The organism is Blastococcus sp. SYSU D00922, assembly GCF_054050495.1.
Map to the genome: position 1 here is coordinate 12,622 of NZ_JBJGZL010000005.1, position 20,249 is coordinate 32,870.

20 protein-coding genes are annotated in these 20,249 nt (G+C 73.0%); 3 read left to right on the forward strand and 17 right to left on the reverse strand.

From position 1 onward, the window contains the following. Nucleotides 1–184: 184 nt before the first annotated feature. Both ACI78T_RS09020 and ACI78T_RS09025 read right to left on the reverse strand, forming a co-directional pair. Nucleotides 185–436 carry a WhiB family transcriptional regulator gene (locus ACI78T_RS09020; RefSeq protein ID WP_116452636.1) on the reverse strand — a complete coding sequence of 84 codons (252 nt, stop codon included), beginning with the start codon at nt 434–436 and terminating at the stop codon, nt 185–187. Between the two features lie 309 nt (nt 437–745). Then, nucleotides 746–1,768, reverse strand: coding sequence for a diacylglycerol/lipid kinase family protein (locus ACI78T_RS09025; RefSeq protein ID WP_456557757.1), 1,023 nt, complete (start codon nt 1,766–1,768; stop codon nt 746–748). A 95-nt stretch (nt 1,769–1,863) separates the two neighbouring features. Between ACI78T_RS09025 and ACI78T_RS09030 the strand changes: the two genes are divergently transcribed. Beyond that, nucleotides 1,864–2,352 carry a hypothetical protein gene (locus tag ACI78T_RS09030; protein WP_456557758.1) on the forward strand — a complete coding sequence of 163 codons (489 nt, stop codon included), beginning with the start codon at nt 1,864–1,866 and terminating at the stop codon, nt 2,350–2,352. Here the strand turns inward: ACI78T_RS09030 and ACI78T_RS09035 are convergent. The 6 genes from ACI78T_RS09035 to sodN form a co-directional block, all read right to left on the reverse strand. Beyond that, nucleotides 2,349–3,131 (reverse strand): HAD-IIA family hydrolase, encoded by a 783-nt coding sequence (locus ACI78T_RS09035; RefSeq protein WP_456557759.1) that lies wholly within the window; start codon nt 3,129–3,131, stop codon nt 2,349–2,351. The genes ACI78T_RS09030 and ACI78T_RS09035 overlap by 4 nt on opposite strands. A gap of 10 nt (nt 3,132–3,141) precedes the next feature. Further along, nucleotides 3,142–3,633, reverse strand: coding sequence for an N-acetyltransferase family protein (locus ACI78T_RS09040; protein WP_456557760.1), 492 nt, complete (start codon nt 3,631–3,633; stop codon nt 3,142–3,144). Then, nucleotides 3,630–4,430 carry a CDP-diacylglycerol--serine O-phosphatidyltransferase gene (pssA, locus tag ACI78T_RS09045; protein ID WP_456557761.1) on the reverse strand — a complete coding sequence of 267 codons (801 nt, stop codon included), beginning with the start codon at nt 4,428–4,430 and terminating at the stop codon, nt 3,630–3,632. Before pssA ends, ACI78T_RS09040 begins: the two co-directional genes overlap by 4 nt. Before the next feature lie 9 nt (nt 4,431–4,439). After that, the gene (locus ACI78T_RS09050) at nt 4,440–5,105 is read right to left on the reverse strand and encodes a phosphatidylserine decarboxylase (protein ID WP_456557762.1); all 666 of its coding nucleotides are present in this window, start codon (nt 5,103–5,105) and stop codon (nt 4,440–4,442) included. Between the two features lie 48 nt (nt 5,106–5,153). Then, nucleotides 5,154–6,380 (reverse strand): PP2C family protein-serine/threonine phosphatase, encoded by a 1,227-nt coding sequence (locus ACI78T_RS09055; protein WP_456557763.1) that lies wholly within the window; start codon nt 6,378–6,380, stop codon nt 5,154–5,156. Between the two features lie 130 nt (nt 6,381–6,510). After that, nucleotides 6,511–6,915, reverse strand: a complete 405-nt coding sequence (gene sodN, locus ACI78T_RS09060; protein ID WP_456557764.1) for a superoxide dismutase, Ni — start codon at nt 6,913–6,915, stop codon at nt 6,511–6,513. A 51-nt stretch (nt 6,916–6,966) separates the two neighbouring features. Here sodN and ACI78T_RS09065 point away from each other — a divergent pair, with 51 nt between their 5' ends. Beyond that, nucleotides 6,967–7,344 carry a S26 family signal peptidase gene (locus tag ACI78T_RS09065; protein WP_456557765.1) on the forward strand — a complete coding sequence of 126 codons (378 nt, stop codon included), beginning with the start codon at nt 6,967–6,969 and terminating at the stop codon, nt 7,342–7,344. Between the two features lie 40 nt (nt 7,345–7,384). Continuing rightward, complete coding sequence (locus ACI78T_RS09070; RefSeq protein ID WP_456557766.1) at nt 7,385–8,584, forward strand: NAD(P)-dependent malic enzyme; 1,200 nt, start codon at nt 7,385–7,387, stop codon at nt 8,582–8,584. Here the strand turns inward: ACI78T_RS09070 and ACI78T_RS09075 are convergent. From ACI78T_RS09075 to ACI78T_RS09115, 9 genes are all read right to left on the reverse strand, one after another. Then, the gene (locus tag ACI78T_RS09075; protein ID WP_456557767.1) at nt 8,574–10,022 is read right to left on the reverse strand and encodes a pyridoxal phosphate-dependent decarboxylase family protein; all 1,449 of its coding nucleotides are present in this window, start codon (nt 10,020–10,022) and stop codon (nt 8,574–8,576) included. The genes ACI78T_RS09070 and ACI78T_RS09075 overlap by 11 nt on opposite strands. Then, on the reverse strand, nt 10,019–11,350 hold the full coding sequence (locus ACI78T_RS09080) for an MFS transporter (protein ID WP_456557768.1): 1,332 nt from the start codon (nt 11,348–11,350) through the stop codon (nt 10,019–10,021). Before ACI78T_RS09080 ends, ACI78T_RS09075 begins: the two co-directional genes overlap by 4 nt. A 19-nt stretch (nt 11,351–11,369) precedes the next feature. Continuing rightward, nucleotides 11,370–12,557, reverse strand: a complete 1,188-nt coding sequence (locus tag ACI78T_RS09085; protein WP_456557769.1) for an RtcB family protein — start codon at nt 12,555–12,557, stop codon at nt 11,370–11,372. 38 nt (nt 12,558–12,595) lie between these two features. Next, nucleotides 12,596–13,309 carry a metal-dependent hydrolase gene (locus ACI78T_RS09090; protein WP_456557770.1) on the reverse strand — a complete coding sequence of 238 codons (714 nt, stop codon included), beginning with the start codon at nt 13,307–13,309 and terminating at the stop codon, nt 12,596–12,598. Nucleotides 13,310–13,441: 132 nt separating this feature from the next. Then, a complete protein-coding gene (locus ACI78T_RS09095) occupies nt 13,442–13,627 on the reverse strand; it encodes a DUF6104 family protein (RefSeq protein WP_456557771.1) in 186 nt (61 codons plus the stop codon). Nucleotides 13,628–13,630: 3 nt separating this feature from the next. Further along, nucleotides 13,631–17,371 (reverse strand): multifunctional oxoglutarate decarboxylase/oxoglutarate dehydrogenase thiamine pyrophosphate-binding subunit/dihydrolipoyllysine-residue succinyltransferase subunit, encoded by a 3,741-nt coding sequence (locus ACI78T_RS09100; protein ID WP_456557772.1) that lies wholly within the window; start codon nt 17,369–17,371, stop codon nt 13,631–13,633. Between the two features lie 162 nt (nt 17,372–17,533). Beyond that, complete coding sequence (locus ACI78T_RS09105; protein ID WP_456557773.1) at nt 17,534–18,340, reverse strand: ankyrin repeat domain-containing protein; 807 nt, start codon at nt 18,338–18,340, stop codon at nt 17,534–17,536. 42 nt (nt 18,341–18,382) lie between these two features. Beyond that, nucleotides 18,383–19,138 carry an ABC transporter permease gene (locus ACI78T_RS09110; RefSeq protein ID WP_456557774.1) on the reverse strand — a complete coding sequence of 252 codons (756 nt, stop codon included), beginning with the start codon at nt 19,136–19,138 and terminating at the stop codon, nt 18,383–18,385. Continuing rightward, complete coding sequence (locus ACI78T_RS09115; RefSeq protein ID WP_456557775.1) at nt 19,135–20,055, reverse strand: ABC transporter ATP-binding protein; 921 nt, start codon at nt 20,053–20,055, stop codon at nt 19,135–19,137. Before ACI78T_RS09115 ends, ACI78T_RS09110 begins: the two co-directional genes overlap by 4 nt. Nucleotides 20,056–20,249: the final 194 nt, after the last annotated feature.

The window sequence follows — 20,249 nt, forward strand, 5'->3', positions numbered from 1 at the left end:
CACGACTCAACGGCTCAGCGGCGCGGGGGGACGGCACGTGGCCGCGGTGCGATCCGGAGGATCGCGATGGGCACAGCACAGCACGAAGGCCGGCCCGGGAGATCCCGGACCGGCCTCGGTGGCGTTCTGTCGGTCGTGCGGGGCGCCGCGGGGGAGATCCCCCGGGTGCCGGTGGTGCTCCGGCTCAGGCGGTGTGCACCCGGGTGCGAGCCTGACGGCGCTTGAGCGCGCGTCGCTCGTCCTCGGAGAGCCCACCCCAGACGCCGGAGTCCTGACCCGAGCGCAGGGCCCAGTCCAGGCACGACTGCACCACGGGGCAGCGGCGGCACACGGCCTTGGCCTGCTCGATCTGCACGACGGCCGGACCGGTCGTCCCGATGGGGAAGAACAGTTCCGGATCCTCGTCCCGGCAGAGCGCGCGGTGGCGCCAGTCCATGGCGGTGTACTCCTCGGTGTCGTCTACGGTCGGTACTTCAGTCGCCGGCCTCGGACCGCGGTTCAGGGCCGACACCGGTTGCCCAGCGCTTTGGCTCAGCGACTCACTTGCTTTGTTACCGGCAAGTTGCGTTCTTCACGCGATGTTTTCACGAGAAAGACGCCTGTCAAGCAGATCGAGGCCGTCGTGGGACCCCTCGTGAGCAAGCTCACCACGGGCGTGCTAGGCCCGCCACTCGACGGAACCACACGCCGCTGAGGAGCGTTGACAACGCCCGCCGGACGTGCGTGAGAGGCCCGGCCGTCGGGCTCAGGCGACGACCCGGAGAGCGGCCGGCACGTGCCGGACGCGCAGGCCCGTCGCCGTCCCCAGGTGGTCGCCGTCGACCTGCCACCCCTGCGGTCGCGACGCCGTCAGCGACAGCTCCGCCAGGTCGTGCCGGCGGTGCACGCCACGACCGCGCGCGTCGGGCTCGCGCGCCAGGGTCTGGCGCAGGGTGTGCAGCATGCGCAGGGGGCCCATGCGGCCCATGGCGAAGACATCGAGGCCGGTGTCGAACGAGGCCTCCGGTGACGGGTTCACCGGGCGGGCGCCCAGGTACGTCCAGGGGCTGACGTTGGAGACCAGGCAGAGGAACAACCCGTCGAGGTCCGGCTCGCCCGGCAGGTGCAGGGACATCGCCGGACGGCGCCGCTCGCGGCCGAGCAGGAAGGCCGCGGTGGCCTCCTTCACGTACAGCGGGCCGGTGGAGCGCCGGCCGGCCGCCCGGCGGGCCTCGACGCGGGCGATGACCTCGGCGTCGAAGCCCAGCCCGGCCGCGAAGACGAAGTAGCGGGGCGTCGTCCACTCGTCGTGCGCGGCCGCGTCGGCGGCGGCCACCACCTCGGCGGCGTCGGGCGCCGTGCCGCGCACAAGTGCCGTGCTCGTCCCGGTCGCGCTCGCCGTGCCGAGCGATACCAGCCGGGTGCGGCCCGCCCGGAGCGACGCGAGGATCTCCGCCGTCGCCTCCACCGGGTCGCGCGAACGCCCCAGCGCCCGGGAGAAGACGTTCGTCGACCCGCCGGGGACCACGGCGAGCATCGGCAGGTGCGGACCGGGCCCGTTGGACAGCAGGCCGTTGACGACCTCGTTCACCGTGCCGTCGCCGCCGACCGAGACCACGAGGTCCATGCCTTCGGCGGCCGCCTGCTCGCCGAGCTCACGACCGTGCCCGCGGTGGGAGGTCTCGACGACGTCGAGCTTCAGCTCGCTGGCGAGGGCGCCGACCAGCACGTCGCGCATCTTGGAGCTGGTGCTGGTCGCCGCCGGATTGACCACCACGAGCGCGCGCATGGAGGTCAGGCTAACCAGCGGGAGCACGGTTCCGCCGGAGGACGGCCCTTACCGGGACGGCCGGATGGTGGCCGCACCCGCGTAATCTCGCCGTCGTGACCGAGCCGACGCAGCCGCCCCGCCGCGCCCTGGACCGGTTGTTCGGTGCGGCCGCCGACCCCACGGCGCCGCGGGCCGAGCGGCCGCGCGTGGACGCCCCGGGCTCGCTGCGCTGGGCGGCGGTCCTCGTGGGCGTCCAGGCCGCGGCCGTGGGCGCCGGCGCCGCCATCTGGCTGTGGCTGACCCTGACCAGCACGCCGGACAGCTACGCCCGCGCGCTGGCCGAGGTGGTCATCCTCGCCCTCGTCGCGGTCGGTCTCGCCGTGGCGGCCCGCGCCCTGGCGCGGGTCGCCGGCTGGGCGCGTGGTCCGGTCATCGCGGCGCAGATCTTCTTCGGCCTCACCGGGTTCGTGACCGCTTTCGAGGCGCAGCGCCCGTTGATCGGCCTGCCGATCCTGCTGCTCGTCGCCGCGGTGCTGTACCTGCTGGCCACCCCCGAGGCCCGGCTCGCCTACGTCGAGCGCGACGAGGAGCGCCGCCGCTAGATCAGGTCGATGACGTCGGCGATCGAGTCGAGGATCCGGCTCGGCCGGAACGGGAACCGCGCCACGTCGCCGGCCGCCGTCGACCCGGACAGGACGAGGACGGTCTCCAGGCCGGCCTCGATGCCCGCGACGACGTCGGTGTCCATGCGGTCGCCGACCATGATCGTCGACTCCGAGTGGGCCTCGATCCGGTTCATGGCGCTGCGGAACATCATCGGGTTGGGCTTGCCGACGAAGTAGGGCTCCGCGCCCGTGGCGCGGGTGATCATCGCGGCGACCGACCCGGTGGCGGGCAGCGGCCCCTCGGGCGACGGCCCCGTCACGTCGGGGTTCGTGGCGATGAAGCGGGCGCCGCGGCCGACCAGCCGGATGGCCCGGGTGATGGCCTCGAACGAGTACGTGCGCGTCTCGCCCAGGACGACGTAGTCCGGGTCGGTGTCGGTCATGACGTAGCCGACCTCGTGCAGCGCGGTCGTCAGGCCCGCCTCGCCGATGACGTAGGCGGAGCCGCCGGGCAGCTGCGTGGTCAGGAAGTCCGCCGTCGCCAGCGCGGAGGTCCAGATGGACTCCTCCGGCACGTGCAGGCCGGTGCGGGCCAGCCGCGCGGCCAGGTCGCGGGGGGTGAAGATGGAGTTGTTGGTGAGCACCAGGAACCGGCGCTGCTTCTGCACCAGCCGCTCGAGGAACTCCGCGGCGCCCGGCAGCGCCTTCTCCTCGTGGACGAGGACGCCGTCCATGTCGGTGAGCCAGCACTCCGGCGGGACGCGTTCGGTCGTCATGCCGCGAACGCTAGCGCGTGGGCTCGGTCGGCCCGCCTGCGAAGCTGGTCAGCGCGTCGTCGGTGAGCCGGAAGACCGTCCACTCGTCCATCGGGACGGCGCCGGCCGCCTTGTAGAACTCGATCGAGGGCGTGTTCCAGTCCAGCACCGACCACTCCAGCCGGGAGTACCCGCGCGCCACGCAGACCTCCGCGAGGGTGCGCAACAGCTCCTTGCCGAGCCCGCTGCCGCGGTGGGCGGGGGAGACGTACAGGTCCTCGAGGTAGATGCCGTGGGTGCCGCGCCAGGTGGAGAAGTTGAGGAACCACAGCGCCATGCCGACCACCTGCCCCTCGACCTCGGCCACGTGACCGAACACCGCCGGGGACTCGCCGAACAGGTACCGCGTCAGCTGCTCCTCCGTGAGCCGCACCTCGTCGAGGGCCCGCTCATATTCGGCGAGCTCGCGGACGAGCCCGACGACCGCGGGGACGTCGTCCGGGCGGATGGGGCGCACGGTCATGACAGGACCTCCTTGAGCCGCGCCGGCACGAGCTTCGCCAGCGGGGAGACGATCGGCAGCAGCAGCGGGGCCAGCAGGTAGCCGTAGGCCAGCACGACTCCGGTGACGGTCGGCACGAGCGCGAAGCCCACGACGAGGACCACGGCGAGGGCGATGATCCCGTACGGCCGGCCGCTCTTCGGGCTGACCAGGGACCGGAACGACCGGAACCGGATGTTGCTGACCATCAGCAGAGCCGGGACGACGACGACCAGGAGCACCCAGAGCCGGTCACGGCCCTCCAGGTGGTCGCCGAAGGCGAACACCGACGCCAGGACGACGCCGGCCGCTCCCGGGCTCGGCAGGCCGGTGAAGTACCGCTTGTCGGCCGTCGGGTCGACGGTGGTGTTGAAGCGCGCCAGCCGGATGGCGGCGCAGGCCAGCCACACGAAGCAGGCGACCCAGCCCAGCGGGTCCCACTCGTCACGCCCCTGCGAGAAGAGCGTGAAGGCCAGCAGCGACGGGGCGAGCCCGAACGACACCAGGTCGGCCAGCGAGTCGAACTGCAGCCCGAACGGGGTGACCGCACCGACCAGCCGGGCGACGGCGCCGTCGGTGATGTCGAAGACGATCGACAGGCCGATGAGGACGGCGGCCAGCCGGTACTCGCCGCGGATGGCGACGAGGATCGCGAAGAACCCGCAGAACATGTTGGCGAGCGTGAACAGGCTCGGCAGCGTCGCGAGCGCCCGGCGGCGGGTGCCGCGGACGGATCCGCGGACGAACTCGACGGTGGCCGTGCGGCGTGTCGGTGGCATGCGGCTCCCTCAGCCCGCAGCGGGCCAGCGCGCGATGACGGTCTCGCCGCCCCGCACCCGCTGCCCCTTCGTCACTGTCACCGTGCACTCCGGTGGCACGAAGACGTCCATCCGGGAGCCGAACTTCATCAGGCCCATCCGCTCGCCCGTGGCCAGCCGCTGACCCGGCCCGGTACGGGTGACGATGCGCCGCGCGAGCACGCCCACGATCTGCCGGAACACGACGGTGCGGTCACCGTCGCGCAACCACAGCTCGCTGCGCTCGTTCCGGTGCGCGGACTCCTTGCGGTAGGCGGCCAGGAAGCTGCCCTTGCGGTAGGAGCTCTCCACGACCTCGCCGCGGTACGGCGAGCGGTTGACGTGCACGTCGACGACGGAGAGGAACACGCTGACCTGCTGCCAGTCGCCCTCGGGGGCGACGCCCTCCTGCGGTTCGCCGGCGACCATGACCACGCCGTCGGCGGGGGAGAGGACGTCGTCCGGGTCCGGCGGCACCGTGTCGCAGCGCCGGTCGGGGTCGCGGAAGAACAGGGCCATGTAGGCGGACAGCGCCAGGAACGGCCAGGCGAGACGGCCCAGCCCGCGGCGACCGGCGCTGCGGCCGGCGACGGCGGCGAGGGCCGCGGGGGCCAGGGGTCCGGTGATGAATGGCCACCCGGCCCGGTCGATGCGCATGGTGAGCCGAACGGTACCGGCCCGCGTCCGCGAGATCCGACCAGCCGATCAGACGGGGCCCGACGCGCGCGCCGGATCCGCCCCGAACTCCGTGACCCGATCACGCCGCGGGCCGCCGTACCAGTCGATGCACACCATCGTGGCGTCGTCGCGCAGGTCGCCCCCGGTGGCCCGGAGGACCGCCGCGCCCAGCTCGTGGACCACCTCGCGGGGATGCAGGTCGGCGCTGTCGCCGAGGGCCGATGCCACGTCGAGGCTCGCGGCGTTGCGCTCGAGCATGCCGTCGGTGAGGAAGATCAGCCGGTCGCCGGCCTCCAGCGGGAAGGCCTGCACCTGGAAGTCCTTCCCGGGGACGACGCCGAACGGCGGCTCGACGACCAGCCCCACCTCCTCGACCCGGCCGTTCCGCAGCCGGAGCGGCAGGGTGTGCCCCGCGTTGATGATCAGCGCTGTTCCCGTGCGCAGGTCGAGCTGCAGGAGCTGGCCGGTGACGAACTGCCCGGCGCCGGCGTGCGCGGCGAGGGCGTCGTTGGCGTACCGGGCCTGCCCCGCGAGGTCCAGCCCTCTGCGCCGCGCGTTCCGCAGCGCCCCGACGAGCAGGGTGGCTACGAGCGCGGCGGCGACCTGGTGGCCGACCGCGTCGGTGATCGACACCAGCAACGTGTCCCGGTCCAGCGAGTAGTCGAAGGTGTCGCCCCCGACGGAGGCGGCCGGCTCCAGCCAGCCGGCCAGGGTGAACTGGCCCGCCTCGCACGTGTAGGAGGCCGGCAGCAGCCGGCGCTGGATCTCGGCGGCGAGCTCGAAGGGAGCGGACCGCTGGCCCCACTCGAACACGTCGGTGTGTCGGCGGGCGGCGATCACGATGTAGGCCAGTGCGTGGGCGGCGCTGCCGATGTCGGTCACCTCGTCCGTGGAGGGGTACCGCGGCAGGTCGAGCTCGAGCAGGCCGATCGCGTCGCCGCGGTCGGTGACCGGCACGACCACCCGGGCGCCGTCACCGATCGGCTCGACGTCCGCCTGCTGGGTCCGGAGGACCCGTTCGTAGTGCGTCCCGGGGAGCGGCACCGTCTCGGCCTGCTCGCTGCCCTTGCGGCGGGTTCCCTCGACGAGGTCGGACGACGTGAGGCGGACCACGGCTCGTCCGCTGAAATCGGCGATGAGCAGGGTCACCGTGTGGGCGTCCACCATGCGGCCCAGCTCGGCGGCCACCACCTCGACAGCGTCGATGGGCGGAGCGGCCTCGACCCTCTGCAGCAGCGCGCCGACGTCGATCACGCGATCCTCCGAGGCGCGCATCGGTTGACCCGGGCGGATGCGCGACTCGCCGCGGGTGGGCAGGGGGGGCACAGCATGGCGCTGCCGGGCCGTCCGAGGACGACCCGGCAGCGCGGGTGCAGCGTGGGGGCTAGGCGGCGGCCTTGGTCTCCCAGAAGATCTTGTCGATCTCGGCGATGTAGTCGAGCAGCTTCTGGCCCTCGGCCGGGTCCATGCTGCCCTTGCCACCGGCCGCGCCGGCCTGCTTGGTGGCCTTGTTGAACAGCTCGTGCAGCTGCGGGTACTTCTCGAAGTGCGGCGGCTTGAAGTAGTCGGTCCAGAGCACCCACAGGTGGTGCTTCACCAGGTCCGAGCGCTGCTCCTTGATCAGGATGGCGCGCGTGCGGAAGACCGGGTCCTCGTTGGCCTGGTACTTCTCCTGGATGGCCTTGACGGACTCCGCCTCGATGCGGGCCTGGGCCGGGTCGTAGACGCCGCAGGGGAGGTCGCAGTGCGCGGTGGCCTCGACGGCGGAGAACATGCGGGTGAGACGCACGGATGTACCTCCGGATGTCGTGAAATCGGGTCGTCTGCGACCCTACTCGCGGTGATCAGCGACGACAGGGCGGGAGACGAGCCTCACGCGCCCGTCGCGCCGCTGGGCAGCGTCTGGGCAACCGTCCGGGTCACCGGCCCGTCCATGTCGCCGTCGGTCCGCCACGGCGACCGGCTCCTGGCCCGCCGGGTCCGGTCCGCGTCGGCGGTGCGTCCCGGTGACGTCGTCCTGGCCCGCTTCCCCTCCCGCCCCGAACTGCTGGTCGTCAAGCGGGTCCGGCGCGAGGTGCCGGGTGGGCACTGGGTCGAGGGGGACAACGCGTTCGTCGGCGACGACAGCCGGGCGTTCGGTCCGGCGGTGGTCGTCGGCCGCGTGCTGTGCCGCCTCTGGCCGCGCCCGGGGCGGGTGCCCGCCGTACCGCGCACCTGACCGGCGGTACAGCTCCGCCGCCCGATTACGCTCGGTGTCCATGGGCGGCAACTCTCCCGGCGGCGACGATGCCGCCACGACCGACCGCTTCGCCGACGACCCGGCATTCGCGGTGCACGAGGGCGGCAAGCTCTCGGTGACGGCGACCCGGCCGATCGAGTCGATCGCCGACCTCGCCCTCACCTACACGCCCGGCGTGGCCCGGGTGTCGAGCGCGATCGCCGCCGAGCCGGAGCTGGCCCGCCGGTTCACCTGGGCCCCGCGCGTGGTCGCCGTGGTCTCCGACGGCACCGCCGTCCTCGGGCTCGGCGACATCGGGCCGACGGCGTCCCTGCCCGTCATGGAGGGCAAGGCCTGCCTGTTCAAGGAGTTCGCCGACCTCTCGGCCGTCCCGGTCGTGCTGTCCACGACGGACGTCGACGCGGTCGTCGAGACGGTCGCGGCGATCGCGCCCTCCTTCGGCGGGATCAACCTCGAGGACATCAGCGCACCCCGGTGCTTCGAGATCGAGGCCCGGTTGCGGGAACGGCTCGACATCCCGGTCATGCACGACGACCAGCACGGGACGGCGATCGTCGTCCTGGCGGCCCTGCGCAACGCCGCGAAGGTCGTCGGCCGGGAGCTCGGCGACCTGCGGGTGGTCGTCGCCGGCGCCGGGGCGGCGGGCGTCGCGTGCACGAAGATCCTGGTCGAGGCCGGCATCGGCGACATCGCGGTGGCCGACTCCAAGGGCGTACTCCACTCCGGCCGCGACGACCTGACACCGATCAAGCAGTGGCTGGTCGAGAACACGAACAAGGCCGGCTACGCCGGGACGATGGTCGGCGCGCTCGAGGGCGCGGACGTCTACCTCGGCCTCTCCGGCGGGTCGGTCCCGGAGTCGGCGATCGCCTCGATGGCCCCCGACTGCATCGTCTTCTCCCTGGCCAACCCGACACCGGAGGTCGACCCGGAGATGGCCGCGAAGTACGCCGCGGTCGTGGCCACGGGGCGCAGTGACCTGCCCAACCAGATCAACAACGTGCTCGCCTTCCCCGGCGTCTTCCGCGGCGCGATCGACGCCGGTGCCACCAGCATCACCGAGGAGATGAAGCTGGCCGCCGCGTCCGCGATCGCCGACGTCGTCGGCGACGAGGTGCGTGCCGACTACGTCGTGCCCAGCCCGCTCGACCGCCGGGTCGCCGAGGCCGTCGCCGCGGCGGTCGGGGCCTGCGCGCGGGAACAGGGCGTCACGCGCTAGCGGGGTCCCGGCTGGGTCGGTAGACCAGGTCGAGGACGCCGGCGAGCAGCCGCTCGGCCACGGGCCGGGGGAGCGCCGCGACCAGGGCGTGCACCGGCGCCATCCGCTCGGGCAGCCGGCCCCCGCCGACCCCGGCGACCTCGAGCAGCGCGTCGACCTCCGCGACGGTGAGCGTCGCGGGGTCGATGGTCGCGGCCGCGGCGACCAGGTCGGGGTCGGCGACGGGTGGGGGCAGCACCGACGCCGCGCGGGCGGCCTCGGCGAGGTCGGCCAGCAGCGCGTCCACCCGGCCGGCCGTCGCCCCGGTCACCGTCAGGTGCAGCGTCGCGGGCAGGTCGCCGCCGGGCTGGGCGAAGGGCGGCTGCGGCTGCAGCAGCCAGCCGCGCGCGGTCATCTCGTCGGCCAGGTTCAGCACGTCGACGCCGTCCGGGCCGTCCTGGGCGACCGCCACCAGGGTGGTGACCGGGTCGCCGACGACCCGGAGGCCGTCGAGGGCGTCGATGCCCGCTGCGAGGGCCCGGGTCGCCTCGTGCGCCTGCCGGGCCAGCGCCCGGTAGCCGTCGTCGCCGAGCCAGCGGTGGATCGCCCACGCCGCCGCCATGGCACCGGCCGGGCGGGTGCCGGCCAGCGTCGGGTTCACGACGGGGTAGCCGGGCCAGCCGGCGGTTGCGAACCAGTGCTCCTGCCGCAGCTCCGGGTCGGCGGTCAGCAGCACCGAGACGCCCTTGGGCGCGTAGCCGTACTTGTGCAGGTCGACCGAGAGGGAGGAGACGCCCGGGACCGACAGGTCGAACGGCTCGGGGACGTCGTCGAGGAACGGCAGGATCCACCCGCCGATGCAGGCGTCGACGTGGCAGGGGACGCCCGCGGCAGCGGCCGGCCCGGCGACCTCGCCGACCGGGTCGAGGACGCCGTGCGGGTAGGACGGCGCGCTCACCACCACCAGCGCCGCCCGGTCGTCGAGCAGGTCGGCGACGGCGGCCGGGACGGCGCGGCAGGTGACCGGGTCCACCGGGACGTCGGCGATCTCCAGGTCGAACAGGTGCGCGGCCTTGCGGAAGGCGGCGTGCGCGGTGACCGGCAGCAGCAGCCGCGGCCGTCCCTGCCCGCCGCGGCGGCGCCACCGCTCCCGCGCGGCGAGCACAGCCAGCAGGCAGCTCTCGGTCCCCCCGCTGGTCAGCGTGCCGACCGTGGCGGCGCCCCCACCGAGCAGGCGGACAGCCGCTCCGACGAGGTCGTTCTCGATGCGGGCGACGCTCGGGAAGGCGGTCGGGTCGAGGGCGTTGGTCCACTGGAACGCCGCCTGGGCGGCCGCCGCGAGCTCCTCGATCTCCTCGCGGCCGGAGTCGTAGACGTAGGCCATGGTCGCGCCGCCGTGGGTCGGGAGGTCGCCGGTCTGGAGGGCGGTCAGCTCGGCGAGCACGTCGTCGGGGGTCACGCGTTCTCCTGGGCGTCGAGGCGGTAGCGCGCGAGGACGGGGATGCTGGCGAAGACCAGCAGTGCCGGGACGAGGGTGAACCCGACGCGGACGGCGAGGACGGCCGTGTCCGACTGCGCGACCACCTCGTCGCCGGTGGACGAGACGTAGCCGGCCGCGGCGAGCAGCAGGCCGAGGAGTCCGGGGCCGACGGCCAGGCCGAGGGTCTCGGCGGCGGTCCACACCCCGGTGAAGACGCCGGCGCGGCGCTCGCCGGACGCCGTCTCGTCAGCGGCGATCACGTCCGGGAGCATCGACAGCGGGAACATCTGCATCCCGGCGTAGCCGACGCCGACGAGGACGACCAGCGGAACGGCGAGAGCCGTGCCACCCGAGGGCACCACGGCCAGCAGCGCGGCGCCGGCGGTGAACAGCGCCGACGAGACGAGCAGGCCGGTGCGCTTGCCGAGCCGGCGGCCGACCCGCAGCCAGAGCGGCATGACGAGGATCGCCGGCGCGACGAGCGCGGCGAACAGCAGCGTGCCGGCGTCCGGGTCGTCGAGGACCTGCTCGGAGAAGTACGGGACCCCGGCCAGCATCACGCCGATCCCGAGCGCCTGGACGACGAAGCCGACCAGCAGCACCCGGAACGGCCGCGACGCCCAGGCCAGCCTCAAGGTCGTCCCCAGCCGGCCCTCGCTCCGGACGCGGGTCAGCGTGGGCGCCTTCCTCGTGCCGAGGACGGCGCCGAGCATCCCGACGGCGAGCAGCAGGGCGACGAAGACCGACATCGCGAGGTAGCCGCCGCGCCCGTCGCCGAAGGCGTCCACGACGGCGGGCGCGCCCGCGCCGGCGAGCAGGATGCCCAGCGCGAGAGCGGCCACCCGCCAGGCCATCAGCGTCGAGCGCTCACCGGGGTCGTCGGTGATCTCGGCGGGCTGGGCGACGTAGGGCACCTGGAAGCAGCCGTAGGCCGTGGCGGCCAGCAGGAAGGTGACCGCAACCCACACCGCGGCGAGCGCCGGGGGAGCGCCCGGACCGGCGAAGACCAGGACGAACAGCAGCGGCAGGGTCACCGCGCCGGCCAGCATCCACGGGCGCCGCGGACCCCACCGGCTCTCGGTCCGGTCTGAGCGGCTGCCGATCCACGGGTTCAGGACGACGTCCCACGCCTTGGGCAGGAACACCACCAGCCCGGCGATCCCGGCGGCGACGCCGAGCACGTCGGTCAGGTAGTAGAGGAGCAGGAGGCCCGGCACCGTGCCGAACGCTGCTGTCCCGATCGAGCCCAGGGCGTAGCCGACGTGCGTGCCCCGGCTGAGCCGAGGGGCTGGCGAGACGGCGGTCACAAGATCGGCACGGTACCGCTCAGTCGCCCTTCACGTTCACCAGCTGCCGGAGGGTGTGCCGGATCTCGACCAGGTCGGCGGCGTCGGCCATCACGACGTCGACGTCCTTGTAGGCCGCCGGGATCTCGTCGAGGAAGGCGTCGCTGTGCCGCCACTCGATGCCGCGCATGGACTCCTCGAGCTGCGCCCGGGTGAAGGTCCGGCGGGCCTTGCTCCGGGAGTAGACCCGGCCGGCACCGTGCGGCGAGGACTCCAGAGACTCGGGGTTGCCGAGGCCCCGGACCACGTAGCTCGCCGTCCCCATCGAGCCCGGGATCACCCCGTCCTGGCCCTTCCTCGCCTGGATGGCGCCCTTGCGGGAGATCCACAGGTCCTCGTCGAAGTGCCGTTCCCGCTGGGTGAAGTTGTGGTGGCAGTTGATCCGCTCGAGTTCCGGCGTCCCGTCGGCGCGCATGTGTGCCGCGAGGGCCGCGGCGACCCGGTCCATCATCTCCTCGCGGTTGAGCAGGGCGAAGTGCTGCGCCCACTGCAGCTCGGCGATGTACCGGTCGAACTCCGGGGTGCCCTCGTCGAGCCAGGCGAGGTCGCGGTCGGGGAGGTCGAGGTGCTCGTCGCGGGCCCGCTGCTGGGCGATGGCGATGTGCTTCGAGGCGATCTTGTTGCCCACGCCGCGGCTGCCCGAGTGCAGGAAGAGCCAGACCCGCTGCCGCTCGTCGGCGGTGACCTCGATGAAGTGGTTGCCCGAGCCGAGGCTGCCCAGCTGCAGGGCCCAGTTCGGCGCGGTGGAGGTGACCGAGCGGAGCACCGTCGGGCCGAGCTCGTCGGCCTTCGCCTCCAGCTCGGCGACGCGGCGCTTCGCGGAGTCGGTCAGCTTCTTGTTGTACTTGCCGGCCGACAGCGGGACGGCGCGCTCGATGTCGCCGCGCAGGGGTGCCAGCGACCCGCGCGAGCGCACCTCGTCCACCGACCACGGCGTCCGGACGGCGATCATCCCGCAGCCGATGTCCACGCCCACCGCGGCCGGGATGATCGCGCCCTTGGTGGGCAGGACCGAGCCCACGGTCGCGCCCTTGCCCAGGTGCGCGTCGGGCATCAGCGCGATGTGCGGGTGGATGAACGGCAGCGTCGCGGTGCGCTCGGCCTGCCGGCGGGTCTCGTCGTCCAGGATGCTGGCCCAGTTGAGCAGCGTGCCCGAGAGGCGTTCCACGGGACGGGTCTGCCCGCCCCGGGCGCCCGTGAACCCGGTCAGCCGAGGCTGAGGATGCGCTCCACGATCGGGTCGATGGCGGTGCCCGCCGCGGTGTTCAGGTAGACGAACACCGCGATCGCGACCAGGAAGACCGGCACGAGGACGGCCTTCTCGACGAAGGCCCCGGTGCGCAGGTGGATCGGCGCCAACCGGCTGCGGCGGACCAGCCAGAAGACGGGCACCGGGATGCCCTCCTTGGTCAGGAAGTCACCGGCGATGTGGGTGAGCACTCCGACGCCCACCGCGTACGGCAGCCACGCGGGGCTCGGGCTGTGCTCCAGGAGGTACCACGCGCCGCCCCACGACAGCAGCAGGTTGCCGATGACGGTGTTCTCGGCCCGGCCGGGGATGACGAAGTGCAGGGCGCGCAGGGCCAGGCCGATGGCCAGCGCCATGAGCAGCAGGCTCGACCAGTACGCGCCGGCCGCGAGGTAGGCGAGCCCGCCGAGGACGGCGGGGCCGAGGATCGCGTCGTGCGTGCCCCAGCGGTGCCCGCGGGCGACCGTGCCGACCAGGCCCGAGGGGACGTCGGTGAACGGCCCCCACATCCGCGAGATCGTCGAACCCTGCTGGTCGAGGTCGGGCAGCATCGCGAACCCGCCGGCCGCCGAGATCCAGGCGACCTGGGCGACGGTGCCGTGTACGGGCGCCCAGGGCAGCGTCGCCGCGCCCGCGGCCAGGCCCGACAGGGCGTGCGAGTGTCCGAGCACGCGCACAGGGTGACGCCCCCGCGGCCACCGGTCGGGAAGGCGCGCGGTCTGCGGCCCCGACTTCGGGGAAACAGGGCTCTGGAGGTGTGCCCAGGGCCCTACTTCCCGGAAGTCGGGGTCACGACAGCAGCCTCACTCGTCGTCGTCGTCGTCCGTGCCCCCGCGGGCCAGCCAGGTGGCCAGCCGCTCGACCGGCACCTCGAAGTCGGGGTTCTGGTCGACGAAGGCCTGCATCTGGTCGGCCAACCAGGCGAGCGTCACCTGCTCCTCGCCGCGCCGGTCGGCGAGCTCCTCGAGCCCGCGATCGGTGAAGTACATCGGCTAGTCCGCGAACGCCTCGGCGATCAGCTTGCGCTGCTCGACCTCGTGCACCTTGGCCGACCCGACCGCCGGGCTGGCCGACGCGCGCCGGCTGACCCGGCGGAACGTGCGGCCCTCCGGCAGGTGCTCGGGGAGGTTGACCGCCATGAACTGCCAGGCGCCCATGTTGGCCGGCTCCTCCTGCACCCACACGACGTCGTTCGCGTTCGGGTACCGCTCCAGCTCGGCCCGGATCTGCTCGGCCGGCAACGGGTAGAGCTGCTCGACCCGCACGATCGCGGTGTCGGCGGTGCCGTCGTTCTCCCGCTGCGCCATGAGGTCGTAGGCGATCTTGCCGCTGCAGAGCAGCACCTTGCGGACGGCGGAGGCGTCGAGCGGCTCGCCGCCGACACCGGTGTCCGGCAGCACCGGGCGGAAGCGCTGCTCGGTGAACTCCTCGACCGAGCTCACCGCCGCCTTGGCCCGCAGCAGCGACTTCGGCGTGAACACGACCAGGGGGCGGTGCACGTCGGAGAGCGCCTGGCGGCGGAGCAGGTGGAAGTAGTTGCCCGGCGTCGAGCAGTTGGCGACCGTCATGTTGTTCTCGGCCGACAGCTGCAGGAACCGCTCGATGCGGCCGCTGGAGTGGTCGGGGCCCTGGCCCTCGAGCCCGTGGGGCAGCAGCATGACCACGCCGGAGCGCTGGCCCCACTTGGCCTCACCGGAGCTGATGAACTCGTCGATGACCATCTGGGCGCCGTCGACGAAGTCGCCGAACTGCGCCTCCCAGAGCACCAGCGCCTTCGGGTTGGCCACCGAGTAGCCGTACTCGAAGCCCAGCGCCGCGTACTCCGACAGCAGCGAGTCGTAGACGAAGAACTTCGCCTGGTCGTCGGTGAGGTGCAGCAGCGGCGTGTACTCGGCCGCGGTCTCGCGGTCGATGAGGACCGAGTGGCGCTGGACGAACGTGCCGCGTCGGGAGTCCTGGCCGGCCAGGCGGACCGGCACGCCCTGCATGAGCAGCGACCCGAAGGCGAGCAGCTCGCCCATCGCCCAGTCGATGCCGCCCTCGCTGGCCATCGCGGCCCGCTTCTCGAGCATCTTCTGCAGCTTCGGGTGCGGCGTGAAGTCCGGCGGGAACGAGACGTGCGCGTCGCCGACGGCCTTGAGCACCTCACGGGTGATCGCCGTGTCGACCTGCGACTCCTGCGGGGTGCGCGGGTCCATGACGGGCTCGGGCTTCGAGGAGTCCTGGGCGTCGTGGGTCTCGGCGAAGGCCCGCTCGAGCTGGCCCCGGTAGTCCTTGAGGGCCTCCTCGGCCTCGTCCAGGGTGATGTCGCCCCGGCCGACCAGCGCCTCGGTGTAGAGCTTCCGGACCGAGCGCTTGCGGTCGATGATGTCGTACATCAGCGGCTGGGTCATCGACGGGTCGTCGCCCTCGTTGTGCCCGCGCCGGCGGTAGCAGACGAGGTCGATGACGACGTCCTTCTTGAACTCCTGCCGGTAGTCGACCGCCAGCCGGGCGACCCGCACGCAGGCCTCCGGGTCGTCGCCGTTCACGTGGAAGACCGGTGCGTTGACCATGCGGGCGACGTCGGTGGAGTAGAGGCTCGACCGGGCCGCCGTCGGGCTGGTGGTGAAGCCGACCTGGTTGTTGACGACGACGTGCACCGTGCCGCCGGTGCGGTAGCCGCGCAGCTGGGAGAGGTTCAGCGTCTCCTGGACGACGCCCTGGCCGGCGAACGACGAGTCGCCGTGCAGGAGGACCGGCAGGACGGTGAAGCCCTGCTCGCCCTTGTCGATCATGTCCTGCTTGGCCCGCACGATGCCCTCGAGCACCGGGTTGACCGTCTCCAGGTGGCTGGGGTTGCTGGCCAGCGAGACGGCGATCTCGGCCTCGGGCTTGAACGGGTTGCGGAAGGTGCCGGTGGCGCCGAGGTGGTACTTCACGTCGCCGGAGCCCTGGACGGTGCCGGGGTCGATGTTGCCCTCGAACTCGCCGAAGATCTTCGCGTAGCTCTTGCCCAGCACGTTGGCCAGGACGTTGAGCCGGCCGCGGTGCGGCATGCCGATCGCGACCTCGTCGAGGCCGTGGTCGGTGCCGGCGAGCAGGACCTCGTCCAGGACCGGGATGAGCGACTCGCCGCCCTCGAGGCTGAACCGCTTCTGCCCCACGTACTTCGTCTGCAGGAAGGTCTCGAACGCCTCCGCGGCGTTGAGCCGGCCCAGCACGTGCTTCTGCTTCTCGCGGTCGGGCTGCTCGTGCTTGACCTCGACCCGCTTCTGGAGCCACTCGCGCTCCTCGGGGTCGGTGATGTGCATGTACTCCACGCCGACCGTGCGGCAGTAGGAGTTGCGCAGGACGCCCAGGATGTCGCGCAGCGCCATCAGCTTCTCGCCGGCGAAGCCGCCGACGGGGAACTTCCGGTCGAGGTCCCAGAGGGTCAGGCCGTGCTCGAGGATGTCGAGGTCGGGGTGGGTGCGGACCTTGAACTCGAGCGGGTCGGTGTCGGCCATGAGGTGGCCGTTGCGCCGGTAGGACTCGATGACCTCGATGACGCGGGCTTCCTTGTCGATCTGCCCCTCGCGCGTGATCCGCACGTCCGGCATCCAGCGCACCGGCTCGTAGGGGATCCGCAGCGAGCGGAAGACCTCGTCGTAGAAGCCGTCCTCGCCCAGCAGGAGGGCGTGCAGCCGGCGCAGGAAGTCGCCGGACTCGGCGCCCTGGATGATCCGGTGGTCGTAGGTCGAGGTCAGCGTGATGATCTTCGACACGGCCATCTCGGTGAGCGCGTCGGGGTTCATCCCCTGGAACTCGGCCGGGTACTCCATGGCCCCGACGCCGATGATCGCGCCCTGGCCGGCGGTCAGCCGCGGCACCGAGTGGTTGGTGCCGATCGTGCCCGGGTTGGTGAGGCTGATCGTCGTGCCGGAGAAGTCCTCCATCGTCAGCTTGTTCTGACGCGCCCGGCGGATGACGTCCTCGTAGGCGGCCCAGTACTGGGCGAAGTCCATCTCCTCGGCGGCCTTGATCGAGGCGACGACGAGGGAGCGGGAGCCGTCGGGCTTCGGCAGGTCGATGGCCAGGCCGAAGTTGACGTGCTCGGGCTGCACCAGCACCGGCTTGCCGTCGACCTCGGCGTAGGCGTTGTTCATGTTGGGGAAGTCGTCCAGCGCCCGCACCAGCGCGTAGCCGATGAGGTGGGTGAAGGAGACCTTCCCGCCGCGGGAGCGGGCCAGGTGGTTGTTGATGACGATGCGGTTGTCGGCCAGGAGCTTCGCCGGCACCGCGCGCACGCTCGTCGCCGTCGGGACGGTGAGCGAGACGTTCATGTTCTTGACGACGGCCGCGGCGGCGCCGCGCAGCGGCGACTGGGAGCCGGCAGCGACCGGCGCGGCCGGTGCCTTCGCGGCGGCGGCCGCCGGGGCGGGCTTGTCCGCGGGCTTCTCGGCCGGCTTGGGGGCGGGCTTCTCCGCGGGCGCGGCGGCGGCCGGCTTCGGGGCGGGGGACGGCGCCGGAGCCTGCGCGGCCGGCTGCTGCTTCGGCGCGGCGGCTCCGTTGGAGGCGGCCGGCTGCTCGGTGCGGTCGGCGGCCCCCACCGGGCTGCCGGGCCGGTAGTCGGCGAAGAACTCGTGCCACGCCTGGTCCACGCTGGCGGGGTCGGCGAGGTACTGCTGGTACATCTCCTCGACCAGCCACTCGTTGGTGCCGAAGCCGGCCACCGGGGAGGAGGACGCGGGGGAGGGCCGGGATGAGCTCACGCTTGACACGGGGTCGAGTGCCTTCTTCGTCTGTTGGCTGCGTCGTGTGTGCTGGTGCTGCTGTCGTCGTGACCGCAGGCCGTGGTGCACGAGCCTGAGGGCATGGCTGGACCGGGTGTCGAGTCTACGCCCGGTCCTGTTCCCTGACCGGGTGCGACGGTCCTAGTCGGTGGCGCCGTGCGACGCGAGCAGGTCGACCAGCGCATCGTTGGCGGTCGCCCTCCCCGCGTCGCCCCTCCGGTGGCGGGCCGCGGCCACCCGGGTGATGTCCAGGGCGCTCGCGCCGTCGTTGGTGGTCGCGTTGACGTCGGCCCCGGCGGCCAGCAGCACCCGGACGACGTCGAGCGACTCCTCGGCGCCGCTGCTGACGGCCGCGTGCAGCGGCACGCGTCCGGAGTCCCGGTCCCGGCGGTCGACGTCGGCGCCGGCGTCCAGGAGGAGCCGCACCAGTTCGAGACGGGCCCCGGATGCCGCCGCGAGCAGCGCGCCGCCGTCGGCGTCCGCCCCGCGCTCCAGGAGCAGCCGCGCGGTGGACGGTGCCCCGCCGAGCGCGGCCCAGGACAGCAGGTCCACCCCGGACTCGGCGTCGGCGAGCGAGGCGCCGTCGTCCAGGTGCGCGGTCAGCTCGTCGAGCCGGTCCAGGTAGGCCGCGCTCGGGGCGTCGAGGACCGCGCCGAGCTCGAGGAGCAGCGGGACCAGGTCCGGGCAGTGCTCGAGGGCCACGTGCAGGGGCGTGCGGCGGTGCTCGGTCCGCGCCCCGAGGTCGGCACCCGCGGCCACCAGGAGCCGCACGACGTCGGACTGGCACTCGGCGACCGCGACGTGCAGCGGCGTCCAGCCGCCCTGCCCGTCCCGCTCGACGGTGCCGCCGAGCAGCCGGGGGGACGCCTCGACGGCGGTGCGCACCTCGTCGACCTCCCCGGCCGCGATCGACCGGCACAGCCGCTGGGCCGTCATGCGCGTGGTCACACGGGTCTCCCGTTCTCCGTGGCGACGAGGACGGGGTCGTGGCTACACGACGTCGCGCCGCACCGCCAGCAGGGTGCCGAGCAACGCCGCGAGCAGGCCGTAGCCGACGAGCAGCAGGGCGCCCTGCCAGCCGGCCAGGAGCTCCGGGCCCTCGAACGTCGCCGTCAGCGCCTCGAGCGCGCCGCCGGGCATCCACTTGTAGGCGCCCGCCGTCGCCGGGATCGAGCGGATGACCGGCTCGACGACGAACAGGTAGACCAGGCCGCCGACGATGGCGCCCACCTGGTTCTTGAAGAGCGCCCCGATGCCGACGCCGATCACCGCGTAGATCACCAGCGCCAGGGCGGAGCGGCCCAGGACCGCGAGGTTCTCCCCGTTCAGCGCCGGGGCGGCACCGCGGGCGCCGGCGTGGATGGCCACGACGACGTAGTTGACCGCCGCCACGATCACGGCGAAGACGACGGACGCCGCGGCGTAGGCCAGCAGCTTCGCCACGACCACCCGGCCGCGTCGGGGCTCGGTGAGGAAGGTCGGCGTCGCCGTCCGGTGCCGGTACTCCTGCGTCATCCCGATGATCCCGAGGATGAGGAACAGGATGTTGGCGTTCGCCGCCTGCGAGAGGGCCAGCTCCTCGTAGAGCGAGGTGCCCACCGCCGGGATGCCGCTCTCGGCGTTGCCGGCGAATGAGGTGAACAGGATCGAGAACCCGACCACCATGACGATGGAGCCGAGCAGGAGCCCGAGCCAGACCTTCGTGGTGAACAGCTTGGTCCACTCGGCGCGCACCAGGCGGGTCATCGGGTGGCCTCCTGCACGGTCGGCGACGGCGCGGCGTACTGCTCGGAGCCGCTGGTGAGCTGGAAGTAGATCTCCTCGAGACCGCTGGTGCGCGAGCGCAGCTCGTGCAGCTCGATGCCGGCGGCGAACGCCCGGCGGCCCACGTCGGCCGGGGTGGTGCCGGTGACGGTGAGCGCTCCGTCCTCCTGGCCGACCTGCGCGCCGTCGGCACGGAGGACGTCGGCCAGCCGCGCGACCTCGGGGCTCCGGACGAGGACCGTCCCGGCGCCGTCGGCGCCCGAGCGCAGCTGCTCCATGGAGCCTTCGCGGACCAGGCGGCCGGCGCCGACGATCACGACCCGGTCGACGGTCTGCTCGACCTCCGACAGCAGGTGGCTGGACACCAGGACGGTCCGCCCCTGGTCGTGGGCCATGTGCCGCAGGAAGCCGCGCAGCCACTGGATGCCCTCGGGGTCCAGGCCGTTGGCCGGCTCGTCGAGGACCAGGACGGCGGGGTCGCCGAGCAGGGCGGTGGCCAGGGCGAGCCGCTGCCGCATGCCGAGCGAGTAGCCGCCGGCCCGCCGGTTGCCGGCATCGGCCAGCCCGACCTGCACCAGCACCTCGTCGGCACGGGAGAGCGGGAAGCCTGCGGCGCGGCAGTACACGCGCAGGTGGTTGCGGCCCGAGCGCGCCGGGTGGAAGGCGGTCTCCAGGACGGCGCCCACGGTCCGCAGCGGCTGCGCCAGGGACGCGTACGGGGCGCCGTTGAAGGTCGCCGTCCCGGCGTCGGGCCGCATGAGGCCGAGCAGCATGCGGAGCGTGGTGGTCTTCCCGGCGCCGTTCGGGCCCAGGAAGCCGGTCACCGAACCGGGTTCGACGGTGAAGCCGAGGTCGGAGACGGCGCGCACCTGACCGAAGGACTTGCTGAGTCCGCGCACCTCGACCCGGACGGGGTCGACCGTCGCGGTGCTGGGGTTGGAAATGACGTCTCCTCGAGGTGGACCGCCGGGGCGCACCCATCCAAGCGCACCAGGGGTTGCTCCCGGGAGCCCTCGCAGCTGATCGGCGTGCCGTCGCGCTCCGCCGTGCGCGAAATGATCTCGGGGTGACCCACGTCATCAGGTCACATAGA

Bases quoted from the DNA above. Each gene is read 5' to 3' on its own strand.
- ACI78T_RS09110 (WP_456557774.1), bottom strand. From the start codon at position 19,138: ATGACCCGCCTGGTGCGCGCCGAGTGGACCAAGCTGTTCACCACGAAG.
- ACI78T_RS09020 (WP_116452636.1), bottom strand. From the start codon at position 436: ATGGACTGGCGCCACCGCGCGCTCTGCCGGGACGAGGATCCGGAACTG.
- ACI78T_RS09040 (WP_456557760.1), bottom strand. From the start codon at position 3,633: ATGACCGTGCGCCCCATCCGCCCGGACGACGTCCCCGCGGTCGTCGGG.
- ACI78T_RS09025 (WP_456557757.1), bottom strand. From the start codon at position 1,768: ATGCGCGCGCTCGTGGTGGTCAATCCGGCGGCGACCAGCACCAGCTCC.
- ACI78T_RS09070 (WP_456557766.1), top strand. From the start codon at position 7,385: ATGGGCGGCAACTCTCCCGGCGGCGACGATGCCGCCACGACCGACCGC.
- pssA (WP_456557761.1), bottom strand. From the start codon at position 4,430: ATGCCACCGACACGCCGCACGGCCACCGTCGAGTTCGTCCGCGGATCC.
- ACI78T_RS09050 (WP_456557762.1), bottom strand. From the start codon at position 5,105: ATGCGCATCGACCGGGCCGGGTGGCCATTCATCACCGGACCCCTGGCC.
- ACI78T_RS09035 (WP_456557759.1), bottom strand. From the start codon at position 3,131: ATGACGACCGAACGCGTCCCGCCGGAGTGCTGGCTCACCGACATGGAC.
- ACI78T_RS09095 (WP_456557771.1), bottom strand. From the start codon at position 13,627: ATGTACTTCACCGATCGCGGGCTCGAGGAGCTCGCCGACCGGCGCGGC.